The sequence below is a fragment of the Acinetobacter sp. Marseille-Q1623 genome, assembly GCF_902809895.1.
Lineage (GTDB): Bacteria > Pseudomonadota > Gammaproteobacteria > Pseudomonadales > Moraxellaceae > Acinetobacter > Acinetobacter piscicola_A.
Map to the genome: position 1 here is coordinate 391,896 of NZ_CADDWG010000001.1, position 13,557 is coordinate 405,452.

Sequence of the window (13,557 nt, forward strand, 5' to 3'; positions counted from 1 at the left end):
GTCATTATATATCGTCGCAATTTGTAACCATAATGTTTCTTCAATCTATATATATAAGCCTGATGTGAATGTATCGGTTTCGTTTGAGGTGCTATAGTTTGTTCTGCAGGGGATGAAAATTAAAGCCCATTTCCATATGCATATCACTGTTTATTGAGCATTAAGTCTGGTTTAAATGGTTTGAAAATAAAAATGTCAATAATATAGTAGTCAGCATGCAAAGTAATGTTGTATAGATCTAGTGCATGTAAAGGATTTGGAAAAGATAGAAAAACTTCGTTATTTATGCTCTGGTGACAGAATTTTCAAAACATAAATTTATATATTTATTGATTTTCATGCGTTTACACCCTTTGGAAACATGATTTTTACAATAATATGTAAAAAGCACTTGCAAATCGTTAATATATTAACTATAAAGTTAATATGTTAACTAAATTGTTTCTTGTCTAGTAGGGAACACTGGAATTTAAGTCGAGAACATAAATGAATGATCTGAACCAAATTGTAAAACAAGGGAATATTTTTGGTATTGCTTTGAATTATAAAAACCTGTACAGCACATTGCAGGCACAATTTAATGAAAAACCTTATGTAAAAGAACCCATTAAACCAGTTCTTTTTATTAAGACACCGAACACACGTAACCAATCAGGTCAGCTTGTGGTTAAGCGTGTGGGTGAGGTTTTACAAGCAGGCGCTGCGGTCGGTATTGTGATTGCAAAAGCAACAAGTCGTGTCAAACAGGCAGATGCCAATGATCATATCGCAGGCTATGTGGTGATCAATGAGCTGAGCTTACCTGAAGATAGTTACTATCGTCCTGCAATTAAAGCAAAGTGCCAAGATGGCTTTTGTGTCATAGGCGATGTGGTTGCTCAAGACCAAGTCAACAATGTTGCAAATTTAGAACTGCGTGTCTATGTCAATGGTGAGTTAAAACAGACAGGGAATACTTCGGATTGGATTCGTAGTCCTGAGCAAATCATTGAAGAAATTTCAGATTATATGCCGCTCAATGAAGGTGACATTATCATCACAGGTACACCATTGGGTCGCCCTGCTTTATTAAAAGGTGATGTGGTTCGTGTTGAAGTGGATCAATTGGGTGCTGTGGAAAATACCGTTCAGGAACAGGGAGTGTAATCATGAAAACTGCACGTATTCGTTATAACAATGAAGTTTTAAATGTTGAAGTTCTTGATGATTTACAAGTGAAGTTAGCTTCAGGTGAAGTGTTGACTGAGCAACAAGTGGAATGGCTTCCACCTGCACAAGGGACGATGTTTGCACTCGGTTTAAACTATGCAGACCATGCGCGTGAATTGGCTTTTGAACCACCGAAAGAACCCTTGATCTTTATTAAAGCACCGAACACGTATACGGGTCACAACAAAAATACATGGCGTCCAGACAACGTGGACTATATGCACTATGAATGTGAATTGGTTGCGGTGATTGGTAAAACGGCAAAAAATGTCAAACGTGAAGATGCGCTAGATTATTTAGCGGGTTATACCTTGTGTAATGACTATGCGATTCGTGACTATTTAGAAAATTATTATCGTCCAAACTTACGCGTAAAAAACCGTCATTCAACGACACCAGTTGGACCGTACATCATTGATGCTGCCTCAGTACCGACACCAAATAACTTAAAACTGCGTACCTGGGTGAATGGTGAACTTCGTCAAGAAGGGACGACTGCAGATATGATTTTTGATGTGCCATTTTTAATTGAATACATCTCATCATTTATGACTTTACAACCAGGCGACATGATTGCGACAGGGACACCAGAAGGGTTGTCAGATGTAGTCCCAGGGGATGAAGTTGTGGTTGAGATTGAAGGTGTGGGGCAGTTACGTAACCACATTATTTCTGAAACAGAATTTTTTGCACAAAACGCATAAGAGAAGGAATTTGACATGATTAAGCATTGGATTAACGGTAAAGAAGTTGAAAGCCAAGAAACATTTACCAACTATAACCCTGCAACCATGGAAGCGATTGGTGAAGTTGCAAGTGGCGGACAAGCTGAAATTGATTTAGCCGTTGCAGCAGCAAAAGCGGCAGCACCTAAATGGGCAAGAACGCCTGCCAAAGAACGTGCACGTTTGATGCGCAATTTGGGTGATTTAATTGACCAAAACGTAGCAAAAATTGCAGAGTTAGAAACGTTAGATACTGGTTTGCCGATTCATCAAACCAAGAATGTATTGATTCCACGCGCATCGCATAACTTCAACTTCTTTGCGGAAGTGTGTACCCGTATGAACGGCCATACTTATCCTGTGGATGATCAATTTCTAAACTACACATTACATCAACCTGTGGGTGTATGTGGTTTAGTATCTCCGTGGAATGTCCCGTTTATGACGGCGACATGGAAAACTGCACCATGTTTAGCATTGGGTAATACTGCTGTACTCAAAATGTCTGAACTTTCTCCAATTACGGCGAATGAATTGGGACGCTTAGCACTTGAAGCGGGTATCCCTGAAGGTGTATTTAACGTTGTACAAGGTTTAGGTTCTACTGCGGGTGATGCACTTGTTAAACATCCTGATGTCCGTGCTATTTCATTTACAGGTGGTACAGCAACAGGTCGTAAGATCATGGCCAATGCGGGTCTGAAAAAATACTCTATGGAGCTTGGTGGTAAATCTCCAGTGCTTATTTTTGAAGATGCTGACTTAGAACGCGCTTTAGATGCAGCATTGTTTACTATTTTCTCCTTAAATGGCGAACGTTGTACTGCGGGTAGCCGTATCTTTATCCAAGAATCGGTTTATGATGAGTTTGTCAAAGAGTTTGCGCGTCGTGCTAAAAATATCATTGTCGGTGATCCGCAAGATCCGAACACACAAGTGGGTTCAATGATCACGCAAGCACACTATGACAAAGTCACAGGCTATATCAAAATTGGTCTTGAAGAAGGCGCAAACATGGTTGCAGGTGGTTTAGAGCGTCCTCTGAATTTGCCAGCGCATTTACAAAAAGGGCAGTTCATTCAACCGACGGTATTTGCTGACGTAGACAACCGTATGCGTATTGCACAAGAAGAAATCTTTGGCCCTGTCGTGTGTTTAATCAAATTTAAAGATGAAGCCGATGCGCTTCGCTTGGCCAATGATACCGAATATGGTCTGGCGTCTTATATTTGGACACAAGACATTACCAAAGCACATCGTTTAGCGGCAGGCATTGAAGCAGGTATGGTGTTCATCAACAGTCAAAACGTGCGTGATCTTCGTCAACCATTTGGTGGTGTAAAAGGTTCGGGTACAGGTCGTGAAGGTGGTGAATATAGTTTTGAAGTATTTACCGAGCTTAAAAACGTCAGTATTTCAATGGGTACACATCATGTACCAAAATGGGGTGTGTAAACGCCCCCTTCGGGAAATAAATACAGTATTTTAAAATTTCAGGAAGAAAGAATATGGGTAAGCTCGCTTTAGCTGCAAAAATTACACATGTACCGTCCATGTATTTATCAGAATTGCCGGGACCGACCAACGGAATTCGTCAGGCAGCCATTGATGGACATAAAGAAATAGGTCGCCGTTGCCGTCAGTTAGGTGTCGATACCATTGTGGTCTTTGATAGTCACTGGTTAGTCAATAGTGCCTTTCATATCAATGCTGGTGCACATTTTGGTGGTGTCTATACCAGTAATGAACTACCACATTTTATTCAAAATATGGAATTTGATTACGATGGTAATCCAGAACTTGGTCAGTTGATGGCTGAGGAAATCTGTAAAACAGGGATTCGTGCCCAAGCGCATAATATTGAAAGCTTAGAATTAGAGTATGGCACATTGGTTCCGATGCGCTATATGAACCAAGATAAGCATTTTAAAGTGGTCTCTGTTTCTGCATTTTTAACTTCACATGATTTACAAGACAGCCGTAAATTTGGTGAAGGTTTGCTCAAAGCGATTGAAAAATATGACGGTACAGTGGCGGTATTTGCTAGTGGTTCATTATCACATCGTTTTATTTGGGATCGTGAATATCAGCGTGGTATGGATGAATATACCCGTGAGTGGGATCGTCAAGTCGACAAGCATGTGGTAGGCATGTGGGAACGTGCGGAGTGGAAAGAATTTACTAACATGTTGCCTGAATATGCAGAATACTGCTATGGCGAAGGCGGTATGCATGATACAGCAATGCTGCTTGGACTCTTAGGTTGGGATCAATACGACAAAGCTGTAGAAATTATTACACCTGCATTTCCAAGTTCAGGTACAGGGCAGATTAACGCGATTTTCCCACTGCCTGATTCAATGGCTTAAATCATAAAAAGGAGATTTTTGATGCCACATTTTATTGCGGAATACAGTGCAAATTTAGAAGATGCTGTTGATTTTCAGGATTTATTCGAGCAAGTGAATAATTTCTTAGGTGGCACAGGAATCTTCCCTTTAGGTGGCATTCGTAGCCGTGCAATTCGTATGGATAAATTTCGAATGGCAGATGGTTTACATGATTACGCCTTTGTCCATATGACCTTAAAGGTCGGTTCTGGGCGAGATTTAGAAACCCGACAGCGTGTTGCAACAGCATTATTTGAAAAAATTGAAGCATTTTTTCAGCCATTGAAAGATCAGCGTTTATTGGCGATTTCTTTTGAAATGACAGAACTTGATCCTGTTCTTAATTTTAAATCCAATAATATTCACCAGTTTTTAAAAAATAATGGCTAGATAAGGATATCGAGATGTTAGAGAAAGCAAAAATTCAGGAACTTGCGTTACAACTGGATCAAGCAGAAAAATCAGGTACGCAAATGCGTCAGTTTTCTTTGCAATATCCTGAGATCACCATTGAAGATGCCTATGCAATTCAAAAAGCATGGGTGGCGCATAAAATTGCCAATGGGCGTAAATTGGTTGGGCACAAAATCGGTTTAACTTCACGTGCGATGCAAGTGTCATCGAATATTACCGAACCTGATTATGGCGCATTATTAGATGATATGGTCTTTGAGGAAGGCTCTGATATCCCGATGTCACGTTTTATTGTGCCACGTGTGGAAGTAGAGTTAGCGTTTATTTTAGGTAAGCCACTTTCAGGGCCAAACTGTACGATTTTTGATGTGTTGGATGCGACAGATTATGTTATTCCTGCCATCGAAATTATTGATGCACGTTTACACAATGTTGATCCTGAAACTAAAATTACCCGTAAAGTATTTGATACCATTTCTGATAACGCAGCCAATGCAGGTATTGTTTTAGGTGGTCGTCCAATTAAACCGAATGAACTCGATTTACGTCGTATTTCTGCGATTTTATACCGTAATGGCGTGATTGAAGAATCGGGTGTATCCGCTGCAGTACTGAATCATCCTGCTAAAGGCGTAGCATGGTTAGCCAACAAATTACATCCTTATGGTGTGACCTTGGAAGCAGGACAAATTATTTTAGGCGGTTCGTTTACCCGTCCTGTGGCTGCACAAGCAGGTGATACTTTTCATATTGATTATGACCAACTGGGTTCAGTGGCATTTCGTTTTATGTAATTGCGTATTCAGTTGAGGTATAGATCATGTTAAATCCGAAAAATACATTTAAACAAAAGCTTAAAACACAACAACAGATTGGCATGTGGGTCGGTTTAGCAAATAGTTACTGTGCAGAAATTGCTGCCAATGCAGGCTATGATTGGTTGTTGATCGATGGTGAACATGCACCAAATGACATTCGTAGTATTTTAGAGCAGTTACAGGTGATAGCACCCTATGCAAGTCAGGCCGTTGTACGCCCTGTGACAGGCAGTGTACCCCTCATTAAACAATTGTTAGATGTGGGTGCACAAACTTTACTGATTCCGATGGTTGAGTCAGCAGAGCAGGCAGAGCTGATGGTTAGTGCAACGCGTTACCCACCTGAAGGTATTCGTGGTGTGGGCGCAGCATTAGCCCGTGCATCACGTTGGAATAATATTGCTGATTATTTGCAACATGCCGAGGATGAAATTTGTGTTTTAGTGCAAATTGAGTCGAAAAAAGGTTTAGAAAATTTAGATGCAATTTTAGCCGTTGAAGGTATTGATGGCGTCTTTATTGGTCCAGCTGATTTATCCGCTGCTCTAGGCTATCGTGGCAATCCGAGTCATCCTGATGTACAACAGATTATTGTCGATACCATTGCAAAAATTCGACAAGCAGGCAAAGCGGCAGGTATTCTATCTGCAGATGAAAGTCTTGCAAAACAATATTTAGCGTTAGGTACAGAGTTCGTTGCAGTCGGTGTAGATACAAGTTTGTTAATGAAGTCAATGAAGCAACTTCTTGGTAAATTTAAAAACATTGAAGAAAAAGCACCACAAGGACCGAGCGTCTATTAAGGAGAATGTAGATGCAATTGTCAAATTCAGCATTATTGAAAAACCAAGTATTTATTGATGGTCAATGGGTTTCTGCTACAGATCAAAAAACTTTTGTGGTCACTGATCCTGCAACAGGTGAAGAAATTGCACGTGTACCATCGGTCACGACTCAACAGGTAGAACAGGCTGTTGAAGCAGCAGATGAAGCACTTAAAACGTGGAAACTAACTACAGCAAAAGAGCGTTCACTTTTACTTAAAAAATGGTATCAATTGATGATCGATCATCAAGAAGATTTAGCGATTATTTTAAGTACCGAGCAAGGTAAATCGATTACCGAAAGTCGTGGTGAAATTTTGTATGGTGCGAGTTTTATCGAATGGTTTGCCGAAGAAGCTAAACGTACTTATGGCGATGTGATCCCACACGATAAACAAGGTCGCCGTTTGGTGGTGATTCGTCAACCTGTGGGGGTGGTGGCTGCCATTACACCGTGGAATTTCCCCAATGCCATGATTACTCGTAAAGTCGGTCCAGCCTTGGCTGCGGGTTGTACGGTAGTGATTAAACCAGCATCAGAAACACCTTTATCTGCATTAGCTTTGGTGGCTTTGGCTGAACAAGCAGGTATTCCAAAAGGCGTTGTCAATGTCGTGACAGGCAGTGCACGAGAGATTGGTGCGGTGTTAACTTCTCATCCTGCGGTGAAAAAAGTGTCATTTACGGGTTCAACACAAATTGGCAAATTGTTGATGGAACAGTGTTCATCCACCATGAAAAAAGTCAGTATGGAACTAGGTGGAAATGCACCTTTCATTGTGTTTGATGATGCTGATTTAGATCGTGCTGTTGAAGGTGCGATTGCCTCAAAATTCCGTAACAGTGGTCAAACCTGTGTCTGTACCAACCGCCTTTTGGTGCAAGACAAAGTTTATGATGCCTTTATTGAAAAATTAGCTATTGCGGTGAAAAAATTGAAGGTTGCACCTGCATTTGAAGAAGGGGCAGAACAAGGGCCTTTGATTAATGAAAAAGCAGTTGAAAAAATTCAGGAACATATTGAAGACGCAACATCAAAAGGGGCAAAAATTGTGGCGGGTGGTCATCGCCATGCTTTAGGTAAAACATTCTTTGAGCCAACCATTTTAGCGGATGTTACACCTGAAATGTTGGTGGCAAACGATGAAACTTTTGGACCATTAGCACCTGTTTTTAAGTTCTCTACCGAAGAGCAAGCCATTCAAATGGCAAATGATACTGAATTTGGTTTGGCTTCTTATTTGTATACTCAAAATTTAAGCCGTGCATGGCGTATGGGCGAGGCACTTGAGTATGGTATGGTGGGCATCAATGAAGGCATTATATCCACAGAAATTGCACCATTCGGTGGGATTAAAGAGTCTGGTGGAGGTCGAGAAGGATCTAAATATGGTATTGAAGACTATATGGAACTAAAATATATGTGTATGGGAATTTAATAGTTTTTTAAATATTTTAAGTAGTATTTTTAAAGCTTAAATCACTCTGAATTAACACAAAAATTCTCTATATATGAGAATTTTTGTGTTTTAATCGTGATTAATTATTAAAAATAAAATTATTAAATATTGCGTATATTTAGTTAATATGTTAAATATATTATTCGCAACCATATACCTTGAACGGATTTTAAGTGTATATGTTGAGTTTTAGAAAAGGGCAGAATTTTTATTTAATTATATAGTTAATATATTAATTAATATTAAATTCTTAGATTTTTAGGTTCGTACGGCTTATTAAACAAGACGACCTATTAATGAAATGGAATATCTGAAAAGGATATGGGAGAAGGAAATGACAACATCATCAGTATATGTTGCTCCTACAGATAAAATGACCACAGATGAAAAGAAAGTTGCATTTGCAACGATTATTGGGACAACTGTCGAGTGGTATGATTTTTTTATTTACGCAGCTGCCGCAGGTTTAGTATTTAAAACTGCATTTTTTGCACCAGCAGGTAATGCACTAGGTACTTTATTGGCTTTTGCAACTGTTGGCTTAAGTTTTCTATTTCGTCCATTAGGCGCATTTTTAGCAGGCCATTACGGTGACAAATATGGTCGTCGTGTGATTTTGGTCTTGACTCTTGTTTGCATGGGGTTATCTACAGCATTGATTGGTTTATTGCCGACTTATGAAACCATTGGTGTAATGGCACCAATCTTGTTATTGATATTACGTATTTTACAAGGTTTGTCGGCAGGTGGTGAATGGGGCGGTGCAGTATTGATGGCTGTAGAACATGCACCTACCCATCGTCGTGGACGTTTTGGTTCATTTCCACAAATTGGCGTGCCATTAGGTTTATTACTTGCATCTGGTATGTTTGCATTGATGAGTGGCGTGATTGCACCAGGTGATGCATTCATGGAATGGGGATGGAGAATTCCATTTTTATTCAGTATTGTCTTATTGTTTGTTGGACATTGGATTCGCCGTACAGTAGAAGAAAGCCCAGTCTTTGAAGAAATTAAAGAGCGTAAATCTGCATCTGAAACACCAATCCTTGACTTATTTAAAAAACACTCAACACTATTATTTCTAACGGCTTTATTGTTTGCAGGTAATAGTGCTGTAGGGTATATGACGACAGGTGGTTTTATTCAAAACTATACAACCAATCCTGATGGTGCTTTGCATATGGCACGTACGCCAATTTTGATGTGTGTGGCATTATCAGCAGCAGTTTGGTTGTTATTTACTTGGGTCTCAGGTGGATTATCAGACAAAATTGGGCGTAAAAAAACTTACATCATTGGTTGGATCATGCAATTGGCAGGTGTATTGGCATTATTCCCATTAGTGAACATGGGGACAGTGGCTTCCGTTGCTGTGGCATTGAGTATTTTATCCATGGGAATTGGTTTAACGTATGGCGTAATGTCTGCATATTTTTCTGAATTATTTCCTGCATCGATTCGTTTCTCGGGAGTATCTATTGCCTATGCTATTGGTGCAATCTTAGGTGGTGCATTCTCTCCTTTAATTGCAACATGGTTGATTGATTTGACAGGGAGTACTGCTTCTGTTGCGATTTATCTTTCTGTGATGACCTTGATCGGTTTAGTTGCAACATTATCTTTACGAGACCGTACAGGTATTCCATTAGGCCCTGATCATGAAGCGGAACAAGCTGTTTCTCCAGTAGTCTGGCATAAAAAATAATTTTTAATCAATTCAGGGGTGATTATGCTAATAAACTTAATATGTTAATTATATTTTATTGGCATAATAATTTTAGAAAAGGAAATCTATTGTGTTTGTGCATAAGTGAAAGTTTAAGTTTCACTTAAAAACATAGTAATAAGGATAGATTATGAATAAGAAAATCATCGTTTCATGCATTTGTGTTGCGCAAGGATTAGTGCTAACAAATGCTCATGCTGACTTTATCAAAGATTCAGAAACGACATTACAATTACGTAACTTTTATGTTGATCGAGATTACGATGGTAATGTGGTAAAAGACCATGAAAACTGGTCACAAAGTGCAAGCCTGATTGCGAAATCAGGCTATACCGATGATGAGCTTGTGCAAGTCGGCTTAGATGCATCTATACGCTATGCGGTACGTTTAAATGAAGATAAACATGCACCAAATTACATTATGCCGTATGACCCTGTCACTCAAACGCAAGACCCAGACCAACTAAAATTGGGGGGAACGCTGAAACTGAAAAAGAGCAAGTCTGAGTTAAAAATAGGTGAAATTATTCCTAAAAACCCAGTACTACACACAGATGAATCTCGTCAATTACCGACCACATTTTTAGGTGCGGTATTTGAAAGTAGTGATATTCAAGATACGAAACTTACACTTGGGCATATTACCAAAGTAAATGCACGTGATGATGATCATTATAAAGACCTCAGCTTAACCAATGGTAAAATCGTGGCTCATAGTGATGGCTTTAATATGTTTGGTGTCGAACATAAATTTACCCCGCAAATTACTGGTACTTATTTTTATGGTGGTTTAGAAGATATTTATAATCAGCACTTTGCTGGTGTTACATATCAACCAAAGTTTTCAGATAATTTATCATTGCGTTCAGATTTGTATTATTTTAATACAAGAGACACAGGGGACAGTGCAGCAGGAAAAATTGATAATGATGTGATTTCAACGCTGAATGTACTGACGTATGGTAACCATAAATTTGGTTTGGGTTATCGTCAACAATTTGGCGAAACAGGATATCCTGCATTAAATGGTTGGGTACCTCAACTTTACCTTGCCAATTGGACGGTTTCAGTATTTTCTAAGCCGAAAGAGCGTTCATTTCAGTTCCGTTATGATTATGATATGAAAGGTATTGGCTTGGATGGATTAAACTTATTATTACGTTATTACACAGCAGATAATGCACATGTAGGTGAAATTCGTGATGGTAAGGAAGATGAATTGGATGTGTTATTGTCTTATAAAATCCCTGAAACTTATATTAAAGGGCTAAATTTCCAATGGTTATATGCGAAAGCAACAACTGATTTTGGCCCTGATTTTACAGAAAATCGTGTTGCATTGACTTATAATTATAAGTTTTAAGATATCCTAAAACATCATTAGGGAAATAGCCACTATTTCCCTTATTTTTGAATGAAATTGCTTTATTTAATTTTTATAAATTGATCTATATGATTATTTAGAGTAAATCCAAGATATATTTCAGATCTGAAAATGTTAAAATTAATTGTGTTTATTGAGAAAATGACTTCATGAAAAAAATTCGTCCTTCATTAACCTTAGCGCTTTTACAGGCAAGAGAAGCGGCAATGTCTCATTTTAGACCTGCTTTAAATGAAAGGGGTTTAACGGAACAACAGTGGCGAATTATTCGTATTTTGTACCAATATGGAACTTTAGAAAGCAATCAACTTGCTGAATTGGCTTGTATTTTAAAACCTAGCCTAACAGGAATTTTAAACCGGATGATCGAACAAGGGAATATCCAAAAAGACAAAGATATTCATGATCAACGAATCAATTTGATTAGTTTAACTGATGCTGGAAAGGAATGCTTTGAACTACAGGCAACCAAAATGGAAGCATCATATAAAAATATTCAGGAACAATTTGGACCTGAAAAAATGCAACAATTGATGGAATTGTTAAATGATTTATCTAAGATCAAAATGAATTCTTAAGAGCTTTGTTTTGAAAGAAACACACGCATAAATAGATCGTTAAAATCGCACAAAAGCCAAGCATAGTGTATTTTGCACCGAAGAAAGAGGCAATGAAACCCGCTGCCAATCCACCTAAAGCATCAAAGCCAAAGCGGGTAGATGTATAAATTGAGACTACGCGCCCTCGAAACTCTGCGGGTGTATTTTTTTGAATGAGAATGTTAGTGGAAACATTGGCTGTGGAAATGCCAAAACCTAATAAAAATAATGCAATATAATACGAAAATTGTAGATTGAGCGTGCCAAGTAAGAGCAGCCCAATCGCACAAAACCCCATGTTGTATTGAATGCGAGTTCGAGTTTTTTCAAAGTTTTGTGTTTTGGCTAAAATTAAGGAAGAAATCAAAGAGCCAATACCTGCCATTCCCCATAAATAGCCCAAAGTGGTCTCATTGCCTTTTAAATAGTCCTTTGCAAATACAGGAATGAGTGCCACATAGCTAGATGCTGTGAGATTTAATACAGCAATATTTAGCATCATTTTTCTATATTCTTTATTTTTAAAAACAAAGCTATAACCTTGTAGAAATACTTTTTGTATATTCTCCGTTACACGGTGAACCGCTACATTTTTCATTAAGAGCAATGCAATGATTAAAAATAAATAGGAAACAGCATTAAAAATAAAACAGGTCAAGGCATTGCTGACAGCTAAAATCAAACCTGCAATAGGTGGACCAATGAAACGGCATGCATTAAAAATCATGGCATTTAACGCCAATGCATTGGCAATATTACTTCTATCATCAACCAAATCACTGATAAATGACTGCCGTAAAGGAGTATCAATTGCAGTTAAAACACCCAATAAAATCGATAATGCCAAAATGCCAAGCTGATTTAATAGACCCAAATAGGTCAAAACTGCTAACAGCAGTGCTTGGATCAGAAAAAGAAATTGAACAAAAATCAATGCCTTTCTTTTATTGAGTTTATCTATGACTGCACCCACAAATGGACTCACTACTAGTTGTGGTGCTAAAGCAAAAAAAGCAATTAAACCCAATATAGAGGCTGAGTGGGTTAATTCATACGCAAGCCAAGCAAGAGCAACTTGTTGTATCCATGTCCCAAGTGTAGAAAACGTATGTCCAATAAAATAATTTCTGAAATTAGGATAACTTAAACTAGAAAATATGGATGACATATTATTTGGGGACTTGAAATTAAATTAACATGTTAACTGATTTGTGAGGGTATGAATATTAGAATTTATGTAAATTTTAGAGCGCGTTAAATGAAATTGATCAGTTCAACCTGCAGATCAACGAAAGGTGAATCTACCTATAGTTTTATTTTAAAATAAAAGAATTAAAATGGGAATTAAATCAGGGTTATATCATCAACTGATATCTGATATTTAATGATTTAAACACGCATATTCGTTTATTTTCTTATAACAGGATATTGATTTGCAGAATAATGTGATTTTTTGCAAAAAATAATCAACCCGATCGAAGTCAGGTTGATTTTTACCTGATTATTTTACAGTAAAGCTTGCTGTAAAACTGCGTGCTTCACGCCGTGCATCAGGGTCTGACGGCATTGGGAAGGGTGCAGCTGAGTAAACGGCTTGTACTATGCTTTCTTTTAGCATTGGATCAGAGGCATTTACAAGAATAATAGAAGATACAGCACCACTTTCGGTTAAAATAATACGAGCAGTTGCTTTTTGCGCCGAAAGACCTACTGGTATGCTCCAAGCATTATGAATTTTATTTACAAAATCACGTTTGGTAGAAGGTACGATTATTTGAGTTTCAGCTTTTTTATTTACTTCCATAGCTACATTTTCTGTAGTTTGATTTTTAGTTTGGGTTGTAATATCGGACTCAATTAGATTAGATGTATCCAATAGCTTAGAGTAATTCATTTGAGTGAAGTGATCAGTGCTACAACTCTGGATTAAAAATGCTAAAGATAAAATAAACAATACATATTTTTGAATATTCAATATATTTGTCCTGAGATACTAAAAAGAAAC

General features: G+C 38.1%; 13 protein-coding genes. 11 read left to right on the forward strand and 2 right to left on the reverse strand.

The genetic code is table 11. The features are described 5' to 3' along the window. The first annotated feature begins 486 nt into the window (after nucleotides 1-486). From HUV91_RS01825 to hpaR, 11 genes are all read left to right on the forward strand, one after another. Complete coding sequence (locus HUV91_RS01825) at nucleotides 487-1,146, forward strand: fumarylacetoacetate hydrolase family protein (protein WP_174492340.1); 660 nt, start codon at nucleotides 487-489, stop codon at nucleotides 1,144-1,146. A gap of 2 nt (nucleotides 1,147-1,148) precedes the next feature. Then, nucleotides 1,149-1,913 carry a fumarylacetoacetate hydrolase family protein gene (locus tag HUV91_RS01830; protein ID WP_174492341.1) on the forward strand — a complete coding sequence of 255 codons (765 nt, stop codon included), beginning with the start codon at nucleotides 1,149-1,151 and terminating at the stop codon, nucleotides 1,911-1,913. Between the two features lie 15 nt (nucleotides 1,914-1,928). Then, nucleotides 1,929-3,389: a 5-carboxymethyl-2-hydroxymuconate semialdehyde dehydrogenase gene (gene hpaE / locus HUV91_RS01835; protein ID WP_130073087.1), complete on the forward strand. Its 1,461-nt coding sequence runs from the start codon at nucleotides 1,929-1,931 to the stop codon at nucleotides 3,387-3,389. 53 nt (nucleotides 3,390-3,442) lie between these two features. Beyond that, nucleotides 3,443-4,303, forward strand: a complete 861-nt coding sequence (gene hpaD / locus HUV91_RS01840; protein WP_174492342.1) for a 3,4-dihydroxyphenylacetate 2,3-dioxygenase — start codon at nucleotides 3,443-3,445, stop codon at nucleotides 4,301-4,303. Between the two features lie 21 nt (nucleotides 4,304-4,324). Further along, nucleotides 4,325-4,714 carry a 5-carboxymethyl-2-hydroxymuconate Delta-isomerase gene (locus HUV91_RS01845; RefSeq protein ID WP_130073089.1) on the forward strand — a complete coding sequence of 130 codons (390 nt, stop codon included), beginning with the start codon at nucleotides 4,325-4,327 and terminating at the stop codon, nucleotides 4,712-4,714. Between the two features lie 14 nt (nucleotides 4,715-4,728). Then, nucleotides 4,729-5,532 (forward strand): 2-oxo-hept-4-ene-1,7-dioate hydratase, encoded by an 804-nt coding sequence (gene hpaH, locus HUV91_RS01850; RefSeq protein WP_130073090.1) that lies wholly within the window; start codon nucleotides 4,729-4,731, stop codon nucleotides 5,530-5,532. A gap of 26 nt (nucleotides 5,533-5,558) precedes the next feature. Continuing rightward, a complete protein-coding gene (gene hpaI, locus HUV91_RS01855) occupies nucleotides 5,559-6,359 on the forward strand; it encodes a 4-hydroxy-2-oxoheptanedioate aldolase (RefSeq protein WP_174492343.1) in 801 nt (266 codons plus the stop codon). A gap of 11 nt (nucleotides 6,360-6,370) precedes the next feature. Next, nucleotides 6,371-7,819, forward strand: coding sequence for an NAD-dependent succinate-semialdehyde dehydrogenase (locus HUV91_RS01860; RefSeq protein WP_130073092.1), 1,449 nt, complete (start codon nucleotides 6,371-6,373; stop codon nucleotides 7,817-7,819). 355 nt (nucleotides 7,820-8,174) lie between these two features. Next, nucleotides 8,175-9,548 (forward strand): MFS transporter, encoded by a 1,374-nt coding sequence (locus tag HUV91_RS01865; RefSeq protein WP_174492344.1) that lies wholly within the window; start codon nucleotides 8,175-8,177, stop codon nucleotides 9,546-9,548. Between the two features lie 151 nt (nucleotides 9,549-9,699). Continuing rightward, a complete protein-coding gene (locus HUV91_RS01870) occupies nucleotides 9,700-10,932 on the forward strand; it encodes an OprD family outer membrane porin (protein WP_174492345.1) in 1,233 nt (410 codons plus the stop codon). A 170-nt stretch (nucleotides 10,933-11,102) separates the two neighbouring features. Then, nucleotides 11,103-11,531, forward strand: a complete 429-nt coding sequence (hpaR, locus tag HUV91_RS01875; protein ID WP_130073095.1) for a homoprotocatechuate degradation operon regulator HpaR — start codon at nucleotides 11,103-11,105, stop codon at nucleotides 11,529-11,531. Here the strand turns inward: hpaR and HUV91_RS01880 are convergent. Next, complete coding sequence (locus HUV91_RS01880; RefSeq protein WP_174492346.1) at nucleotides 11,515-12,720, reverse strand: MFS transporter; 1,206 nt, start codon at nucleotides 12,718-12,720, stop codon at nucleotides 11,515-11,517. The genes hpaR and HUV91_RS01880 overlap by 17 nt on opposite strands. Nucleotides 12,721-13,053: 333 nt before the next feature. Further along, nucleotides 13,054-13,527 carry a cell envelope integrity protein TolA gene (locus tag HUV91_RS16715; RefSeq protein ID WP_372403277.1) on the reverse strand — a complete coding sequence of 158 codons (474 nt, stop codon included), beginning with the start codon at nucleotides 13,525-13,527 and terminating at the stop codon, nucleotides 13,054-13,056. Between the last annotated feature and the right edge of the window lie 30 nt (nucleotides 13,528-13,557).

Coding starts and splice junctions, on each gene's coding strand:
- hpaI (WP_174492343.1), top strand. CDS start 5,559: ATGTTAAATCCGAAAAATACATTTAAACAAAAGCTTAAAACACAACAA.
- hpaR (WP_130073095.1), top strand. CDS start 11,103: ATGAAAAAAATTCGTCCTTCATTAACCTTAGCGCTTTTACAGGCAAGA.
- HUV91_RS01880 (WP_174492346.1), bottom strand. CDS start 12,720: ATGTCATCCATATTTTCTAGTTTAAGTTATCCTAATTTCAGAAATTAT.
- hpaE (WP_130073087.1), top strand. CDS start 1,929: ATGATTAAGCATTGGATTAACGGTAAAGAAGTTGAAAGCCAAGAAACA.
- HUV91_RS01870 (WP_174492345.1), top strand. CDS start 9,700: ATGAATAAGAAAATCATCGTTTCATGCATTTGTGTTGCGCAAGGATTA.
- HUV91_RS01845 (WP_130073089.1), top strand. CDS start 4,325: ATGCCACATTTTATTGCGGAATACAGTGCAAATTTAGAAGATGCTGTT.
- HUV91_RS01865 (WP_174492344.1), top strand. CDS start 8,175: ATGACAACATCATCAGTATATGTTGCTCCTACAGATAAAATGACCACA.
- HUV91_RS01830 (WP_174492341.1), top strand. CDS start 1,149: ATGAAAACTGCACGTATTCGTTATAACAATGAAGTTTTAAATGTTGAA.
- HUV91_RS01860 (WP_130073092.1), top strand. CDS start 6,371: ATGCAATTGTCAAATTCAGCATTATTGAAAAACCAAGTATTTATTGAT.
- HUV91_RS01825 (WP_174492340.1), top strand. CDS start 487: ATGAATGATCTGAACCAAATTGTAAAACAAGGGAATATTTTTGGTATT.
- hpaH (WP_130073090.1), top strand. CDS start 4,729: ATGTTAGAGAAAGCAAAAATTCAGGAACTTGCGTTACAACTGGATCAA.
- hpaD (WP_174492342.1), top strand. CDS start 3,443: ATGGGTAAGCTCGCTTTAGCTGCAAAAATTACACATGTACCGTCCATG.